Annotated in this window: 11 protein-coding genes and 2 pseudogenes; 6 read left to right on the forward strand and 7 right to left on the reverse strand. The window is 70.4% G+C overall.

Annotated elements, in window-relative coordinates:
* Positions 1–144: 144 nt before the first annotated feature.
* The 3 genes and pseudogenes from AB0D04_RS18965 to AB0D04_RS18975 form a co-directional block, all read right to left on the reverse strand.
* Entirely contained in the window at positions 145–1,563 is a 1,419-nt protein-coding gene (locus AB0D04_RS18965; RefSeq protein WP_362704357.1) for a HAMP domain-containing sensor histidine kinase, read from the reverse strand.
* Positions 1,560–2,285, reverse strand: a complete 726-nt coding sequence (locus AB0D04_RS18970) for a response regulator transcription factor (protein WP_362704360.1) — start codon at positions 2,283–2,285, stop codon at positions 1,560–1,562. The genes AB0D04_RS18965 and AB0D04_RS18970 overlap by 4 nt, the downstream gene beginning before the upstream one ends.
* Before the next feature lie 148 nt (positions 2,286–2,433).
* Positions 2,434–3,659, reverse strand: a pseudogene (locus AB0D04_RS18975) (transposase); the annotation flags it as partial.
* A gap of 182 nt (positions 3,660–3,841) precedes the next feature.
* On the opposite strand from AB0D04_RS18975, the pseudogene AB0D04_RS18980 reads away from it, so the two are divergent.
* Positions 3,842–4,447 (forward strand): annotated as a pseudogene (locus tag AB0D04_RS18980) (GDP-mannose 4,6-dehydratase); the annotation flags it as partial.
* Between the two features lie 16 nt (positions 4,448–4,463).
* On the opposite strand, the gene AB0D04_RS18985 reads toward AB0D04_RS18980, so the two are convergent.
* The gene (locus tag AB0D04_RS18985) at positions 4,464–5,099 is read right to left on the reverse strand and encodes a TetR/AcrR family transcriptional regulator (protein ID WP_362704363.1); all 636 of its coding nucleotides are present in this window, start codon (positions 5,097–5,099) and stop codon (positions 4,464–4,466) included.
* 395 nt (positions 5,100–5,494) lie between these two features.
* Between AB0D04_RS18985 and AB0D04_RS18990 the strand changes: the two genes are divergently transcribed.
* From AB0D04_RS18990 to AB0D04_RS19005, 4 genes are all read left to right on the forward strand, one after another.
* A complete protein-coding gene (locus AB0D04_RS18990) occupies positions 5,495–6,466 on the forward strand; it encodes a tetratricopeptide repeat protein (RefSeq protein WP_362704366.1) in 972 nt (323 codons plus the stop codon).
* A gap of 629 nt (positions 6,467–7,095) precedes the next feature.
* Entirely contained in the window at positions 7,096–7,713 is a 618-nt protein-coding gene (locus AB0D04_RS18995) for a DUF6230 family protein (RefSeq protein ID WP_362704368.1), read from the forward strand.
* A 131-nt stretch (positions 7,714–7,844) separates the two neighbouring features.
* On the forward strand, positions 7,845–8,414 hold the full coding sequence (locus tag AB0D04_RS19000; RefSeq protein ID WP_362704370.1) for a DUF6114 domain-containing protein: 570 nt from the start codon (positions 7,845–7,847) through the stop codon (positions 8,412–8,414).
* A complete protein-coding gene (locus AB0D04_RS19005; RefSeq protein ID WP_362704372.1) occupies positions 8,404–9,681 on the forward strand; it encodes a hypothetical protein in 1,278 nt (425 codons plus the stop codon). Before AB0D04_RS19000 ends, AB0D04_RS19005 begins: the two co-directional genes overlap by 11 nt.
* Positions 9,682–9,763: 82 nt before the next feature.
* On the opposite strand, the gene pyk is transcribed toward AB0D04_RS19005, so the two are convergent.
* Genes pyk through pta form a run of 3 tightly spaced genes read right to left on the reverse strand, consistent with a single transcriptional unit; the run spans position 9,764 to position 14,584 of the window.
* Positions 9,764–11,191, reverse strand: coding sequence for a pyruvate kinase (pyk, locus tag AB0D04_RS19010; RefSeq protein WP_362704373.1), 1,428 nt, complete (start codon positions 11,189–11,191; stop codon positions 9,764–9,766).
* A 60-nt stretch (positions 11,192–11,251) separates the two neighbouring features.
* Positions 11,252–12,463 carry an acetate kinase gene (locus AB0D04_RS19015; protein WP_362704375.1) on the reverse strand — a complete coding sequence of 404 codons (1,212 nt, stop codon included), beginning with the start codon at positions 12,461–12,463 and terminating at the stop codon, positions 11,252–11,254.
* A gap of 24 nt (positions 12,464–12,487) precedes the next feature.
* Positions 12,488–14,584 (reverse strand): phosphate acetyltransferase, encoded by a 2,097-nt coding sequence (gene pta, locus AB0D04_RS19020; RefSeq protein ID WP_362704377.1) that lies wholly within the window; start codon positions 14,582–14,584, stop codon positions 12,488–12,490.
* Between the two features lie 224 nt (positions 14,585–14,808).
* On the opposite strand from pta, the gene AB0D04_RS19025 reads away from it, so the two are divergent.
* Entirely contained in the window at positions 14,809–15,834 is a 1,026-nt protein-coding gene (locus AB0D04_RS19025; RefSeq protein WP_362704379.1) for an ATP-dependent 6-phosphofructokinase, read from the forward strand.
* Positions 15,835–15,862 lie beyond the last annotated feature (28 nt).

Raw genomic sequence — 15,862 nt, forward strand, 5'->3', positions numbered from 1 at the left:
GGCCGTCGCGGACATCGGCCACCGTATGCCATGAGCCTTATCCGGTCTTTACCTGTGGTGTGGCAGGTCGATGCGGAAGGGGCCGGTACCGAATGAGCCGATGCGGAGTGCGGGAGCTGATCGGCAGGATCCGGTTCGCCGCCGCTACGCCTCCGTGACCGGCACCCGCAGCCGGAACAGCGCACCGCCGCCCGGCGCCCGTTCCGCCGTGAGTTCGGCGCCGTGCGCGCGGGCGATCTGGCGGGCCATGGCCAGGCCGAGGCCGGAGCCGGGGAGGGCGCGGGCCGCCTCGGCGCGGTAGAAGCGGTCGAAGACGTGGGGGAGGTCGTCGGGGGCGATGCCGGGGCCGTGGTCGCGGACGGTCAGGTCCAGGGTCGTCGCCCCCGGCTTCCCCGATGTCAGGGTGAGTTCGGCGTCGACGGGGCCGCCCGGCGGGGAGAACTTGGCGGCGTTGTCGAGGAGGTTGGAGAGCAGCCGGGCCAGGCGGGGCGGTACGCCGGGGACGGTGACCGTGGCCGAGTCCGGGGTGACGCGGGTGGTGAAGGTGATTTCCGGCCAGTGTTCGCGGGCCGCGCCGACCGCATGCTCCAGGAGGGCGGCCGGGCGCACCTGCTCCACCAGGGGCTGCGGCTCCTCGTCGCGGGCCAGCTCGATCAGGTCGTTGACCAGGGTGGTGACCTCGCGCAGCTGACGGCCGAGGGCCGCGGATGCGCGGTCGCGCTGGGCGTCGGTCAGGCGGCCGGCGCGGGCGAGGAGTTCGGCGTTCGTACGGAGAGCCGTCAGCGGGGTCCGTAGCTCGTGGGAGGCGTCGGCGACCAGGCGGCGCTGTGCGGTGACGGACTGTTCCAGTTCGCCGAGCATGATGTTGAAGCTGGTGGCGAGGCGGGTGACCTCGTCCTCGCGGGCCGGTGGGCCGCTGGGCAGCTCGATGCGGTGGCGGGCGTCGCGGGTGGCGGCGATGCGCTCCGCGGTGGCGGTGAGCCGGGCGACCGGCGCCAGGCCCGTACGGGAGACCCAGTAGCCGAGCGCGGCGGCCAGCAGTACTCCGGCGCCGCCGATCGCGGACAGCGCCCAGGCAGCGTGCCGTACGCCCCGCTCCACGGTGTCGGAGCGCAGCGCCACCTGGAGCGCCTCGGCCTTGTGCGGCAGGTGCGTGGTGACCATCCGGACGGGGTGTCCGGCGACCGTCAGATTGGTGTAGTAGGCGGGGCGGTGTCCGGCGGCCACCTGGCGGGTGGCGTCGGAGACCGGCAGCCCGTAGCGCTTGTCGGGGTCCTTGGCCGGGTCGGACGGCACGATCTGGACGCAGGGCACGGCCTGGTACTGGCAGGAGGTGTCGCCCGCGGTGGGGCCCCAGCCGCGGGTCTGGTGGGTGAGCTGGGTGGCGGTCTGGGCCAGGTTGAGGTCGAGCTGGCGGGTCATCTGGACGCGGAGGACGAGGAAGGCGGCCGCGCAGACGCCGAGCGCCACGAGTGCGACCGCGGCGGAGGCGGCCAGCGCCAGCCGGGTGCGCAGCGGGCGGCGGCGTACCCAGCGGCCGCCCAGTCCGCGTCGGCCGGTCATGCCTCCTCCGGCCGGCCGAGGCGGTAGCCGACGCCGTGCACGGTGTGGACGATACGGGGCTCGCCGCCCGCCTCCAGCTTGCGGCGGAGGTAACCCACGTATACGGCAAGGGAGTTGGAGTCCGGGCCGAAGTCGCGGCCCCAGACCCGCTCCAGGATCACCTCGCGCGGCATCACCTGTCCGGGGTGCAGCAGGAGCAGCTCCAGCAGGGCCCATTCGGTGCGGCTGAACTCCAGGGGGCGGCCCGCCCGGTGGCCGCTGCGGGTGTGCGGGTCGACGACCAGGTCGTCGAAGGCGAGGGTGGTGTCGTCGTCGGCGGTGGTGGCGGCGGCCCGGCGGAGCAGGGCCCGCAGGCGGGCGAGGAGTTCGTCCAGGGCGAAGGGTTTGACCAGGTAGTCGTCGGCTCCGGCGTCCAGGCCGTCGACGCGTTCACTGACCGAGTCCAGTGCGGTCAGGACGAGGATGGGCGTGCGGTCGTCCAGGGCGCGCAGGCGGCGGCAGACGGCGAGCCCGTCCAGGACCGGCATCATCACATCGAGGACGAGGGCGTCCGGCTGCCAGGCGGCGACCTCGGAGAGCGCCGCCAGGCCGTCGGCGGCGCCGCGCACCGTGTAGCCCTCGACGGCGAGTCCGTCCTCGACGGCGGCGCGCACCTCCGGTTCGTCGTCGACGACGAGAATCCTGGGGGCGGGCGCGGGCGGCTTCGGTGGCTGGTGCGGCATGCCCCTAGGCTCCCAAACGGCTCTCTTAGAAGCTTCTTACGGCGCTTGGCGAGCGTGGCGGCCATGCGCACACCACTCTCTGTCTTGACTCCTCCCCCTCGTAAACGAGGGGGATTCCTGGCTCACGTTGCCTGCGGCCCGGCGGGCGCGCAGGTCTTACACGATCAGCACCAGCCGGGTTGAAGACCAGCCCGGACCTGGGGGCACCTCCCAGCGGTAGCTGGGGGACATCACGCGAGCGGAGTTCTTGTCCCTGGGGGATACGGCTCCGCACGCGGTGCAGGCATACGTTCTCTCGGAAAGGGGGAGTGCGTGCTTGGTTCTCGCTCCGCACTGCGCACAGTCCATGGTGGTGTGCGCGGGGTGGACCAGGTGCACGGCACGGCCGTGCTTGCGGCCCATCTCGACCAGGGCGCGTTTGGTGGCGCTGATGGCGGCGTCGGCCGCTTTGCGCGCCATGGTCGACTTGGCCAGGAACTTCGGCTTGAAGTCCTCGACGGCCAAAGCGTCGTGGTCGCGGACCACGCGCTTGGCCCATTTGCGGCCGGTGTCCTCACGCTGCCGGGCCACCTTCTTGTGGACCTTTGCGGCCTGCCGCTTCGCTTCCCGGTAGCCCTTCGACGCGGGCTGCCCGCGCTTCGGCTTACGGCGCGCCATCATCCGCTGGTACCGCGCGAGCTTCTGCGCGGCGTTCTTTCCGTGCTGGGCATGGGGAAGGTCGTGGTCGTCGCTGGTGGTGGTCGCCGTCTCCTTCACGCCCCAGTCGATGCCGATCACGGCGCCGGTTTCGGGAAGCTGTTCGGTGGTCGTGGCGACCACAAACGACGCGTACCAATGTCCAAGACTGTCCCGGTACACGCGCACGCTGGACGGTGGCGTGGGCAGTTTCCGCGACCACACCACGCCCAGCACGATCCCGCCGGCGACGTGCAGGCGGCCGTCCTTGAGGCGGAAGCCGCGCTGGGTGTAGTTCAGGCTCGGATCGGCATCCCGCTTCTTCTTGAAGCGGGGCATCCCGGCCCGCTGCTGCATCGGCAGCCGAGCCTTGATGTCCTTCAAGGCTTTGGCCCGCGACTTCGCAAAGTCGCGAATGAGCTGCTGCTGAGGAACCGACGCCCCCGACGCGAGCCACGGGGTACGGGCGCGGGCTTCGGTCAGCATCTTGTCGAGCCGCGCCGGACCACACGTCACGCTCTCGCCGGTCGCCCGGTTGTGCGCGTGCACGGCCTTCGACTTGGCGACGCATTCGTTCCACAACCACCTGCACCGCGCCCACTCCGCTTCAAGCAGCGTGCGGGCCGTGGACGACACACGCACACGGAAGGTGTACCGGGCATGCCCCGCCCCCTCCGCCGTCTGCGCTCGTGTCGTCATGAACCCGAACCTATCCGGGAGGACTGACAGTTGAGAGCTCTTGATCATTGCGGGCTGCCTCACCCCGTCTCGGGGTGGACGCCGGATCGCCCTGACGGCGATCTGGCTATCCCTGCCCCTGCTCCGCAGGAGTCAAATTCCTCCCCCCGCTGAAGCGGGGGGGATCCTCGGAGGAATCAGGTGAGGTCTACGGGACCGCGCTGACGGCCCCGATCAGCGAGGAGCACCCGCTCCAGCCCCAGTCGCCGTATTCCGCCTCGAAGATCGGCGCCGATATGACGGCGCTGTCGCACTGGCACGCCTTCGAGCTGCCGGTGACGGTCGTGCGGCCCTTCAACACCTACGGCCCCCGGCAGTCGGCGCGTGCCGTGATCCCCACGATCCTGGCCCAACTGCACTCCGGCGCCCGGCAGATCAAGCTCGGTTCGCTCACCCCGACCCGCGACTTCACCTATGTGACGGACACGGCGGCGGGCTTTCTGGCGATGGCGGACTGCGACCGGGCGCTGGGCCGGGTCGTCAACCTCGGCAGTGGCCGGGAGATCTCCATCGGTGCGCTCGCCCAGGCGCTGATCGCGGCCTCGGGGCGGGAGGCGGAGGTCGTGGTGGACAGCGCGCGGCTGAGGCCCTCGGGGAGCGAGGTCGAGCGGCTGCTGTCGGACAACTCGCGGGCGCGCGAGTGGGCGTCGTGGGAGCCGCGGGTGTCGCTGGAGGAGGGGCTGGCGCGGACGTCGGCGTGGGTGGCCGAGAATGTGCGGCTGTTCGCGGCCGACCGCTACCAGGTCTGAGGTCCCGTCCGGCCCGTCAGCCCAGCCCGACCAGGCCGGTCAGCAGCACCGTCGAGAACTGGTGGGCCCAGGCGGGGTCCACCGGCTCGGAGCTGACCAGGGTGCGGTGGACGATCGCGCCGGCGATGACGTCGAAGATCAGGCCGACGGCCTGCGCGGCGGCCAGCGCACCCTCGGGGCCGGGGCTGTCGGGCGGCAGTTCGCCGCGCTGCTGGGCGCGTTCGCGGCCGAGGACGACCAGCCGCTTCTGGCGGTCGACGATCGCCGAGCGGATCCGCTCGCGCAGCGCGTCGTCGGTGGTGGACTCGGCGACCACGGCCATCAGCGCCGTCTTGGTCTCGGGCCGGGCGAGCAGCGCGCCGAACTGGAGCACCACGCCCTCGATGTCGTCTTTCAGACAGCCCCGGTCGGGCAGTTCGAGCTCGTCGAAGAGGACCGCCACGGCGTCCACGACGAGCTCGTTCTTGTTGGCCCAGCGGCGGTAGAGGGTGGTCTTGGCGACGCCGGCCCGCGCCGCGACATCGCCCATGGTGAGTTTTCCCCAGCCCAGGTCGACGAGCGCGGCGCGGGTCGCGTCGAGGATCGCGCGGTCGGCCTCGGCGCTGCGCGGGCGGCCGGTGCGGCCTTTCCGGGGGCTGGTGGAGTCGTGCATGCGGGCGACCATACCGGCCGGTAGGCGGCCCGGCGGCGAGGATCGTGAGGCAGATCACGTCGTGGTGGGCCGAGGCGGGGTGCCGGGCGGGGGCCGCGGCCAGTTACGCTACGGGTCGTAGCGTAAGAGCTCGATGGGTACGGGCTCGCGCGGCGACAACCACAGGCCGTGGGTGGGGACCCACGGCCGCACGAAGCGGTCCTCCTCGGGACCACACCACGGTCCTCCTCGGGACCGGCTCGGGCACCTTCCCGGACGTACGTCCGCATTCCGGCGGGGCGGACGTGCGGTGGGGGTGCCCGGCGGCAGCTGCGACGGCAGGCACGACGGTGCCATCCCGCCGTAATTTCCGCATCGCTTTTCGGAACAAGGCGCCCAGGGGGGAGGATGGACTCATGCAGCCACGCAACATGTCCATGAGTGGAGTCGTCGACCTCGCAGCGGTGAAGGCGGCCGGGGAAGCGAAGCAGAAGGCCGAGCACGCGCGCGCCGAGGCGGCCCGTACCGGTCAGGCACCCGCGGGCGGCGCCCGCCTGGTGTTCGACGTCGACGAGGCAGGGTTCGAAAGGGACATCCTGCAGCGCTCCACCGAGGTTCCGGTCGTCATCGACTTCTGGGCCGAGTGGTGCGAGCCGTGCAAGCAGCTGGGTCCGCTGCTGGAGCGCCTCGCCACCGAGTACGCCGGGAAGTTCGTACTCGCCAAGATCGACGTCGACGCCAACCAGACGCTCTTCCAGCAGTTCGGGGTGCAGGGCATCCCGGCCGTCTTCGCGGTGGTCGCCGGCCAGCCCATCCCGCTGTTCCAGGGCGCCGCCCCCGAGGCCCAGATCCGGCAGGTGCTGGACCAGCTGGTGCAGGCCGCCGAGCAGCAGTTCGGCATCGTGGGCGCGCCGGTCGACGCCGCCGAGCAGGGCCCGGAGGAGGCCGCGGCGGCGCCGGAGCCGGTCGGCCCGTACGACGCGCTGCTGGAGGCGGCGAGCCAGGCGCTGGACTCCGGCGACCTCGGCGGCGCCATCCAGGCGTACAAGAACGTGCTCGCCGACGACCCGGCCAACCCGGAGGCCAAGCTGGGCCTGGCGCAGGCCGAGCTGCTGCGCCGGGTGCAGGACCTGGACCCGCAGGCGGTGCGCAGGGAGGCCGCGGAGAACCCGGCGAACGTCGAGGCGCAGATCCGCGCCGCCGACCTCGACCTGATCGGCGGGCATGTCGAGGACGCCTTCGGGCGGCTGGTCGACGCGGTGAAGCGGACCTCGGGTGAGGACCGGGAGGCCGCGCGGGTGCGGCTGCTGGAGCTGTTCGAGGTGATCGGTGCGGATGACCCGAGGGTGACCGCCGGGCGCACCGCCCTGGCCCGCGTGCTGTTCTGACCCACGCTCGGGTGAACGGGCCGGCTCCGGCCGGACCCGTCTGACCTTCACACCTTCCTCGAGGTGTCTCGCCAAACGGAATGGCGCCTACGCTTTACCAAATCTTGGTAATCGTAGGCGCTGTTACTTGGAGTAAGTCCGGCCGCCATTCTTGCGGTGTTGTGACCGTAATTGCCCGATGTTCCGTCACCGTCAGTGCGACGGTGTGTGGCCGTCCGGTTTCAGTGCGTCGCGGCTCGGTTATCGGTCCGTTACCCGCAAGTAACGAGCCCCTTGTGCGGCGGCTCCGAATGCACGACGATCGGCCACGCTCGGTCCCTTCCCGCAGCCCGGCATCCGGTCGGAGCCGCGGGGTACTTGGGTCCCCACCGAGTGGCCGGCGGCAGTGAGCGCCGGCCTTGGACAGGGGGGTCTCTGCCCCATCCGGCAGGGCCTGTCCAGTGCGGTTGCGCGAGAGCGTGGCCAGTGGTTGTCGCTCGGGGGTGATCGCCGGTCATCGGAACGCAACAACGCCTCCGAGGTCGGGCGCTCTCCTTCCCGAGGACGTAGCACTTCTCCCATCCCAGGTGCGGCTGCTCTCAACTGAGAGGGCGGGTACCGGAGATGTACGTCCGAGAAGGAGGAAAGTCATGGAGTCCCTGGCTCGTGGCGGGACCAGATGGAAGCGGTTCGCCGTCGTCATGGTGCCGAGCGTTGCTGCGACGGCAGCGATCGGTGTAGCCCTCTCGCAGGGCGCGCTCGCGGCATCGTTCAGCGTGTCCGGCCAGCAGTTCAAGGTTGCTACCGAGCGCCTGGACGGCACCGGGTTCGTGCAGTACGGAGCCATTGACGCCCAGAAGGGCGGCAAGCAGGTCCCGGTGGCGGTCTCGGGGTTCTCGAGCGCCAAGATCAAGAACCTGTGCCAGTCCGTCGTCGTGCCGGTCCCGGTGTTCGGCGATGTGTCGATGAAGCTGACCGCCGGTGGCGGCGGCACCCCGGTGGAGGCCAAGAACCTCTACATCGATCTGGATCAGCTGGACGCGGACGCGACCTTCAACAACATCGACATCGGTGTTGCTGCGGGCTCGACGACCAAGGGTCCGGGCATGCACAAGGGCGACAAGGCCGACCCCGGCTCGTTCGCCCAGCAGGCCGAGTCGGCCACGCTGACCAATGTCAAGCAGCGCGCCTGGGCCACCACGGCCGGCACGTTCAAGCTCAGCGGCCTGAAGATGAGCGTCGCCAAGGGCAAGAACGAGTGCTACTGACGCACTGAGCGTGCGGGCGCGGGGTGAGCTGTACGGCGGCCAGCGCCGTGCCCCGTGCCCGTACGCCGGTTGCACCATGTAGCACTCGAGCTCAGTACCACCGATTTGCCAGTCCCGAGGAGCTGTACAACATGAGCGCCGACACGCGACCACGGCTGATCGAGACCATCGGCCACAAGCGTCATTCGTTCCAGGAATGGCGCGGCCGCCGTCCGTTCTGGGGCGGCCTGCTGGCTCTGCTCGGCGGGGTCCCGATCATGTACTTCCCTTACGCGCATCTCTCGCTCGGTGGCATGACCCTCAGCATGGCGACCACTGCCGGCGCCGGCTCGCTGATCATCGGCGTACTGCTGGTCGTGCTCGGTCTCACCATGTGGTTCCAGCCCGTCTCGCGGGTCTTCGCGGGTGTGGCGGCGATCCTGCTCTCCCTGGTCTCCCTGGTCGTCTCCAACTTCGGCGGCTTCCTGATCGGCTACCTGATGGGGCTGCTCGGCGGTGCGCTGGCCGTGGCCTGGGCACCGGGCGAGCCGAAGGCCGAGGGTGATGCAGGTGAGCCGGCCCGCGATGTGATCGCCGGACCGGTGGTCGCCACGAACTCCGCACCGGCCACCGGCGGCGGTTCCGGGTTGGGCTTCGGACTGGACGACCTGTCAGGAACGAGCCCGACCAACGGAACGAACGGGAGGCACCGTGCCGGGTGACGAGCTGCACGACAACGCAGCCGCCGGGCAGAGAACCGGGCCGCGGCACGCGGCGCCGAGGAAGCCGCTGCTGACTCGGCTCCACGTGCCCGCGGGCAAGGCGATAGCCATCGCCGCCATGCCGTCCGCCGTACTCATGGGAATGGGGCTCACGCCCCAGATGGCGATAGCCAAGCCTGCGCCCAAGAGTCCGTACAAGGACGGCCCGTGCGTCACTGCCCCGGACAAGGTGGAGCAGAAGGACGCCAAGGCCAAGGAAGAGGCCAAGGCCAAGGAGGACGCGAAGGCCAAGGAGGACGCCGCCAAGCCGTCCGCCAAGCCCTCCGCCTCGCCCTCGGCCACCCCGGACGCGGGCAAGTCGCCCGAGCCCACGCCCTCCGGCTCCGCGAAGACCGACGAGCCCTCCGGCTCCGCGACCCCGTCGCCGTCGGCCTCCGAGGAGACGAAGGACGACGGCGGAGGTCTGCTGGGTGGTCTGGCCGGTCTGGGCGAGAAGGTCAAGGACGTCTTCACCCCGGACGACAAGGAGTCCGAGGAGCCGGCGGCCACGCCGAGCCCGTCGCCGTCCGCGTCCCAGGACTCCACGGCCAAGGACTCCACTGCCAAGGAATCCGGGTCCGGGACCGACAAGGTCTCGGACACGCTCAACGGTCTCAAGGACGGCGCCACCAGGGCCGTCAAGGACCCGGCCCGCGCGGCCAACGACACCGTCCACGGCGGCATCGGCACGGTGGACAACGCCCTGCCCGGCGGCGGACTGGACGGCCAGGATGCCGACGGCAAGAAGGCGTTCCCCTGTGTCGTCAAGAACACGCAGAAGGGCAAGGACGAGCAGACGCCCGTCACCCTGCCCGATGCCCCCTGGCACCTGGAGTCCAGCGGGCTCACCCTGCGCGGTCTGGACTACGCGGGCGTCGTCAATGTCACCACGCAGAACGGCCAGACCAAGCAGGCTCTGAAGTTCACCGCCGACACCATCGACATCGGCGATCTGCACCAGATCGTCGACGACCCGGCATCCGGCAAGAAGTACCACGTCCGGTCCACACCCGGGTCCACGTCCACGATCCGCGGTGGCAAGGTGACCCTGTACACCGAGCGGCTGCAGGGCAACCTCTTCGGCCTGATCCCGATCGTGTTCGACCCGGAGCACCCGCCGCCGATCAATGTCTCGTTCGCCTACTTCACCAAGGTGAAGCTGGACCAGGCGGGCCAGTTCGGCGGTAACCTCCACGTCCCGGGCATGCATGTGACCATCGAGGACTGACCGGGAGAACCGGCGGAAAACGGCTGTGGGCCGCCCCCCTGAGGGGGGCGGCCCACAGCCGTTTCGTCGTGCCGGGCGTCCGTCAGGCGCTCTGGCCGCCCAGGTGGTGCACCCGCACCATGTTGGTGGTGCCGGGGACGCCGGGGGGCGAACCGGCGGTGATCAGCATGGTGTCGCCCTTGCTGTAGAGCTTGAGCCGGAGCAGCTCGGCGTCCACCAGGTCGACCATCGCGTCGGTGTTGTCGACGTGCGGGACGACGAAGGCATCCACGCCCCAGCTCAGCGCCAGCTGGTTGCGGGTGGAGGCCTCGGTGGTGAAGGCCAGGATCGGCTGGGCCGCGCGGTAGCGGGAGAGCCGGCGGGCGGTGTCACCGGACTTGGTGAAGGCCACCAGCGCCTTGCCGTTGAGGAAGTCCGCCATCTCGCACGCCGCGCGGGCCACCGCACCGCCCTGCGTACGCGGCTTCTTGCCGGGCACCAGCGGCTGCAGGCCCTTGGACAGCAGCTCCTCCTCGGCCGCCTCGACGATCTTCGACATCGTCTTGACGGTCTCGATCGGGTAGGCGCCGACCGAGGACTCCGCGGAGAGCATGACCGCGTCCGCGCCGTCGAGGATGGCGTTGGCGACGTCGGACGCCTCGGCGCGGGTCGGCCGCGAGTTGGTGATCATCGACTCCATCATCTGGGTCGCCACGATCACCGGCTTGGCGTTCCTGCGGCACATCTCCACCAGGCGCTTCTGCACCATCGGGACCTTCTCCAGCGGATACTCCACCGCCAGGTCACCACGGGCGACCATGACGGCGTCGAACGCCATCACGACCTCTTCCATGTTGTTGACCGCCTGCGGCTTCTCGACCTTGGCGATGACCGGGACCCGGCGGCCGACCTCGTCCATGACGCGGTGCACGTCCTGGACGTCCTTGGCGTCCCGGACGAAGGACAGCGCGACCATGTCGCAGCCCATGTTCAGGGCGAACTTGAGGTCGTCGATGTCCTTCTCGGACAGTGCCGGGACGTTCACCGCGGCGCCGGGCAGGTTGATGCCCTTGTGGTCGGAGATGACCCCGCCCTCGATGACGATGGTGCGCACCTTGGGGCCGTCGACCTCGACGACCTGGAGGGCGACGTTGCCGTCGTTGATCAGGACCGGGTCGCCCTTGGAGACGTCACCGGGCAGGCCCTTGTAGGTCGTGCCGCAGATGGTCTTGTCGCCGGGCACGTCCTCGGTGGTGATGACGAACTCGTCGCCGCGTACCAGCTCCACCGGCCCGTCGGCGAAGGTCTCCAGCCGGATCTTGGGGCCCTGGAGGTCGGCCAGCACGCCGATGGCGCGGCCGGTCTCCTCCTGAGCCTTGCGGAGGCGGTGGTACCGCTCCTCGTGCTCCGAGTGGGTTCCGTGGCTCATGTTGAAACGGGCCACGTTCATACCGGCCTCGATCAGCGTCTTGAGCTGATCGAAGGAGTCGACGGCAGGGCCCAGGGTGCAGACGATTTTGGAACGGCGCATGGCTTAATCCTATCGGTTTGTTTCGGAGCGGAATATTCCGGTAGGCGGAAACACCAACGCCTAGGCGTTGACCAGGGCGTATGTCTGCTGAGCGATCTCCAGTTCCTCGTCGGTGGGCACCACGGCGACCGCAACCCGGGCGTATTCGGGCGAGATCAGCCGGGGCTCGTCGGACCGTACGGCGTTCAGCGCTGCGTCCACGGCCATGCCCATCTCCTCCAGGCCGGCGATGGCGGCCTCCCGCACCGGGGCGGCGTTCTCGCCGACGCCCGCGGTGAAGGCGACCGCGTCGACCCGGCCGAGCACCGCGCTGTAGGCGCCGATGTACTTCTTCAGCCGGTGGATGTAGATGTCGAACGCGAGCTTCGCCCGCTTGTCGCCCTCGTCGATACGGCGCCGGATCTCCCGCATGTCGTTGTCGCCGCAGAGCCCGATCAGCCCGCTCTTCTTGTTGAGCAGCACATCGACATCGTCCTCCGACATCCCCGCCACTCGCTTGAGGTGGAAGGTGACCGCCGGGTCGATGTCACCGGAGCGGGTGCCCATGACCAGGCCCTCCAGCGGGGTCAGGCCCATGGAGGTGTCCACGCACCGGCCGCCCTGGACGGCCGACGCGGAGGCGCCGTTGCCCAGGTGGAGGACGATCACATTGACGTCCTGCGGCGCCTTGCCCAGCAGCGCCGCCGTCCTGCGGGAGACATAGGCGTGCGAGGTGCCGTGGAAGCCGTAGCGGCGGATGCGGTGCGCGTCGGCGGTCTCGACGTCGATGGCGTAGCGGGCCGCGTACTCCGGCATCGTGGTGTGGAAGGCGGTGTCGAAGACCGCGACCTGCGGCAGGTCGGGGCGCAGGCCCCGGGCGGTCCGGATGCCGGTGATGTTCGCCGGGTTGTGCAGCGGCGCGACCGGCACCAGCCGCTCGATCTCCTCGAGGACCGCATCGTCGATCACGGTCGGCTCGGTGAACTTCAGCCCGCCGTGCACCACCCGGTGCCCGATCGCGGCCAGCTCCGGGGAGTCGAGGCCGAGCCCGTCGGCGGCCAGCTCCGCGGCGACGGCCTTCAGCGCGGCCCCGTGGTCGGCCATCGGGCCCTCGGTCTCACGCTTGTCGCCGCCGGTGGCCAGCGGGGTGTGGGCCAGGCGCGAGGTCTCCTCACCGATCCGCTCCACCAGGCCGACGGCGAGCCGGGTGCCGTCGGTCATGTCGAGCAGCTGGTATTTCACCGACGAGGAGCCGGAGTTGAGGACGAGGACGCGGGAGGCGGTGGCAGTCATGTACGGCTTTCCGGTGAGGGGAGGTCAGGCGGAGTGTCCGGCGCCGGGCCGGGCGCCCTGGGCCTGGATGGCGGTGATGGCGACGGTGTTGACGATGTCCTGGACGAGGGCGCCGCGCGAGAGGTCGTTGACGGGCTTGCGCAGACCCTGCAGGACCGGGCCGACGGCGACCGCACCGGCCGAGCGCTGGACGGCCTTGTAGGTGTTGTTGCCGGTGTTGAGGTCCGGGAAGATCAGCACGGTGGCCTTGCCGGCGACGTCGGAGTCGGGGAGCTTGGTCTGCGCGACCGCCGAGTCCACCGCCGCGTCGTACTGGATCGGCCCCTCGACCAGCAGGTCCGGGCGCCGCTCGCGGACGATCTCGGTGGCCTTGCGGACCTTGTCGACGTCCGCGCCGGAGCCGGAGGTGCCGGTGGAGTACGAGAGCATCGCGATCCGCGGCTCGACGCCGAACTGGGCGGCGGTGGTGGCCGACTGGATGGCGATGTCCGCCAGTTGCTCGGCGTTCGGGTCCGGGTTGACCGCGCAGTCGCCGTAGACCAGGACCCGGTCGGCCAGGCACATGAAGAAGACGGACGACACGATCTGGGCGCCCGGCATGGTCTTGATGATCTCGAAGGCCGGGCGGATGGTCGCGGCGGTGGAGTGCACCGCGCCGGAGACCATGCCGTCGGCCAGGCCCTCCTGCACCATCAGCGTGCCGAAGTACGAGACATCCGCGACGACGTCGTAGGCCAGCTCGTAACTGACGCCCTTGTGGGCGCGCAGCTTCGCATACAGCTCGGCGAACCGTTCGCGCAGCTCGGAGGTCTGCGGGTCGATGATCTGGGCACCCGCCAGGTCGATGGCGAGGTCGGCGGCGCGCTTGCGGATCGACTCCTCCTCGCCCAGCAGGGTGAGGTCGCAGACGTCGCGGCGCAGCAGCACATCGGCGGCGCGCAGCACCCGCTCCTCGCTGCCCTCGGGCAGGACGACGCGGCGGCGGCCGGAGCGGGAGCGCTCGATCAGCTCGTGCTCGAACATCATCGGCGTGACCCGGCCGGAGCGGGCGACGGAGATACGGTTCGTCAGCTCCACGGTGTCCACATGCCGTTCGAACAGGCCGAGCGCGGTCTCCGCCTTGCGCGGCGAGGCGGCGTTCAGCTTGCCCTCGATGGCGAACAGCTCGCCCGCGGTCGGGAAGGACCCGCCGGGTACGGAGACGACCGGGGTGCCGGGGGCCAGCCGCTCGGCCAGCGCCATGATGTCGGGGCCGGGCTTCTCGTCGAGGGTGAGCACCACGCCGGCTATCGGGGGGGCGCCGGCGCTGTGCGCGGCCAGTGAGCCGATGACCAGGTCGGCGCGGTCGCCGGGGGTGATCACCAGGCAGCCGGGGGTCAGCGCCTTGAGGAAGGTCGGCAGCATGGCGCCGCCGAAGACGAAGTCACGGGCGTCCCGGGCGAGCCCGGAGTCGTCGCCGAGCAGCACCTCGGCGCCGAGGGTGTGCACGATCTGGGCGACGGTCGGTGCGGAGAGCGAGCCCTCCTCGGGGAGCGCGTAGCAGGGCACCGGCAGGCGCGCGGCGAGCCGGTCGACGACGGCGGTACGCAGCTCGGGGGCGACCCGGTTGACGACCATGGCGACGACGTCGCAGCCCAGCGAGGCGTAGGCGCGGTAGGCGTTACGGGCCTCGGCGCGTATCGAATCGGCCTCCTGGCCCTGGCCGCCGACGACGGGCAGCACCGCGGCGCCGAATTCATTGGCGAGGCGGGCGTTGAGGGCCAGTTCGGCCGGGAGGTTGGTGTCGGCGTAGTCCGAGCCGAGGACCAGGACGTACTCGTACTCCCTGGCCACCGCGTGAAAGCGGTCGACGAGCCGGGAGACCAGCTCGTCGGTGCCGCGTTCGGCCTGGAGGGCGGCGGCCTCGTCGTACCGCATGCCGTATACGGTGTCGGGGGACTGGGCGAGCCGGTACCGGGCCCGCAGCAGATCGAAGAGCCGGTCGGGTCCGTCGCTGTGCATCAGCGGGCGGAAGACGCCCACCCGGTCGACATGGCGGGTCAGGAGCTCCATGACTCCCAGCTCGATGACCTGGCGGCCGTCTCCTCGGTCGATCCCGGTCACGTACACGCTGCGCGTCACGCGTGCTCTCCGTCCCTGCTCGCAAGGTCAAATTCAGCCATTATTGTGGGCTTGCCCCTCTTGACAATACCTGTGGGTGTGGCTAGGTCGCTCCTCCAGTTTCCCTTGTCCGGCCGGGACGGGGACAGTAGGGGTGGGGCCGGTGTGTGAGCCCGGAGCCGGTCCGACCGTGAAACAATCGGACCGGGTCAGGAACCGACAGCGAGCACAGGAGACACAGCACGATGCGTATCGGAGTCCTCACCGCAGGCGGCGACTGCCCCGGCCTGAACGCTGTGATCCGGTCTGTTGTCCACCGCGCCCTCACCGGCCACGGCGACGAGGTCATCGGCTTCGAGGACGGCTTCGCCGGCCTGCTCGACGGCCGCTTCCGCAAACTCGACCTCGAGGCGGTCAGCGGCATCCTCGCCCGCGGCGGCACCATCCTGGGCTCGTCCCGGCTGGAGCGCGCCCGGCTCCAGGAGGCCTGCGAGGACGCCAAGGACCACTCCAAGGACTACGGCATCGACGTCCTGATCCCGATCGGCGGCGAGGGCACCCTCACCGCCGCCCGGATGCTCTCGGACGCCGGGCTCCCGGTCGTCGGTGTGCCCAAGACCATCGACAACGACATCTCCTCCACCGACCGCACCTTCGGCTTCGACACCGCCGTCGGCGTCGCGACCGAGGCCATCGACCGCCTCAAGACCACCGCCGAGTCGCATCAGCGCGTGATGGTCGTCGAGGTCATGGGCCGGCACGCGGGCTGGATCGCGCTGGAGTCCGGGATGGCCGGCGGCGCCCACGGCATCTGCCTGCCGGAGCGGGGATTCGATGTCAACGACCTGGTCGCGATGGTCGAGGAACGCTTCGCCCGGGGCAAGAAGTTCGCCGTGGTCTGCGTCGCCGAGGGCGCCCACCCGGCCCCCGGCACCATGGACTACAAGAAGGGCGCCATCGACCTCTACGGCCACGAGCGGTTCTCCGGCATCGGCAACGCCCTCGCCCATGAGCTGGAGAAGCGTCTGGGCAAGGAGGCCCGCCCGGTCATCCTCGGACACGTCCAGCGCGGCGGCACCCCCACCGCCTACGACCGCGTCCTCGCCACCCGCTTCGGCTGGCACGCCGTCGAGGCCGCGCACCGCGGCGACTTCGGCAGGATGACCGCGCTGCGCGGCACGGACATCACGATGGTGCCGCTGGCGGAGGCGGTCACCGAGCTGAAGACGGTGCCGGCGAACCGGATGGACGAGGCCGAGTCGGTCTTCTGACTCCGCATCACCACACGGAAGGCGGCGC

This window comes from Streptomyces sp. NPDC048483 (genome assembly GCF_040651455.1).
GTDB lineage: Bacteria > Actinomycetota > Actinomycetes > Streptomycetales > Streptomycetaceae > Streptomyces.

What these genes read in the sequence shown, in the direction of transcription:
- AB0D04_RS18965 (WP_362704357.1), bottom strand. Translation starts at nt 1,563, where the DNA reads ATGACCGGCCGACGCGGACTGGGCGGCCGCTGGGTACGCCGCCGCCCG.
- AB0D04_RS18970 (WP_362704360.1), bottom strand. Translation starts at nt 2,285, where the DNA reads ATGCCGCACCAGCCACCGAAGCCGCCCGCGCCCGCCCCCAGGATTCTC.
- AB0D04_RS18985 (WP_362704363.1), bottom strand. Translation starts at nt 5,099, where the DNA reads ATGCACGACTCCACCAGCCCCCGGAAAGGCCGCACCGGCCGCCCGCGC.
- AB0D04_RS18990 (WP_362704366.1), top strand. Translation starts at nt 5,495, where the DNA reads ATGCAGCCACGCAACATGTCCATGAGTGGAGTCGTCGACCTCGCAGCG.
- AB0D04_RS18995 (WP_362704368.1), top strand. Translation starts at nt 7,096, where the DNA reads ATGGAGTCCCTGGCTCGTGGCGGGACCAGATGGAAGCGGTTCGCCGTC.
- AB0D04_RS19000 (WP_362704370.1), top strand. Translation starts at nt 7,845, where the DNA reads ATGAGCGCCGACACGCGACCACGGCTGATCGAGACCATCGGCCACAAG.
- pyk (WP_362704373.1), bottom strand. Translation starts at nt 11,191, where the DNA reads ATGCGCCGTTCCAAAATCGTCTGCACCCTGGGCCCTGCCGTCGACTCC.
- AB0D04_RS19015 (WP_362704375.1), bottom strand. Translation starts at nt 12,463, where the DNA reads ATGACTGCCACCGCCTCCCGCGTCCTCGTCCTCAACTCCGGCTCCTCG.
- AB0D04_RS19025 (WP_362704379.1), top strand. Translation starts at nt 14,809, where the DNA reads ATGCGTATCGGAGTCCTCACCGCAGGCGGCGACTGCCCCGGCCTGAAC.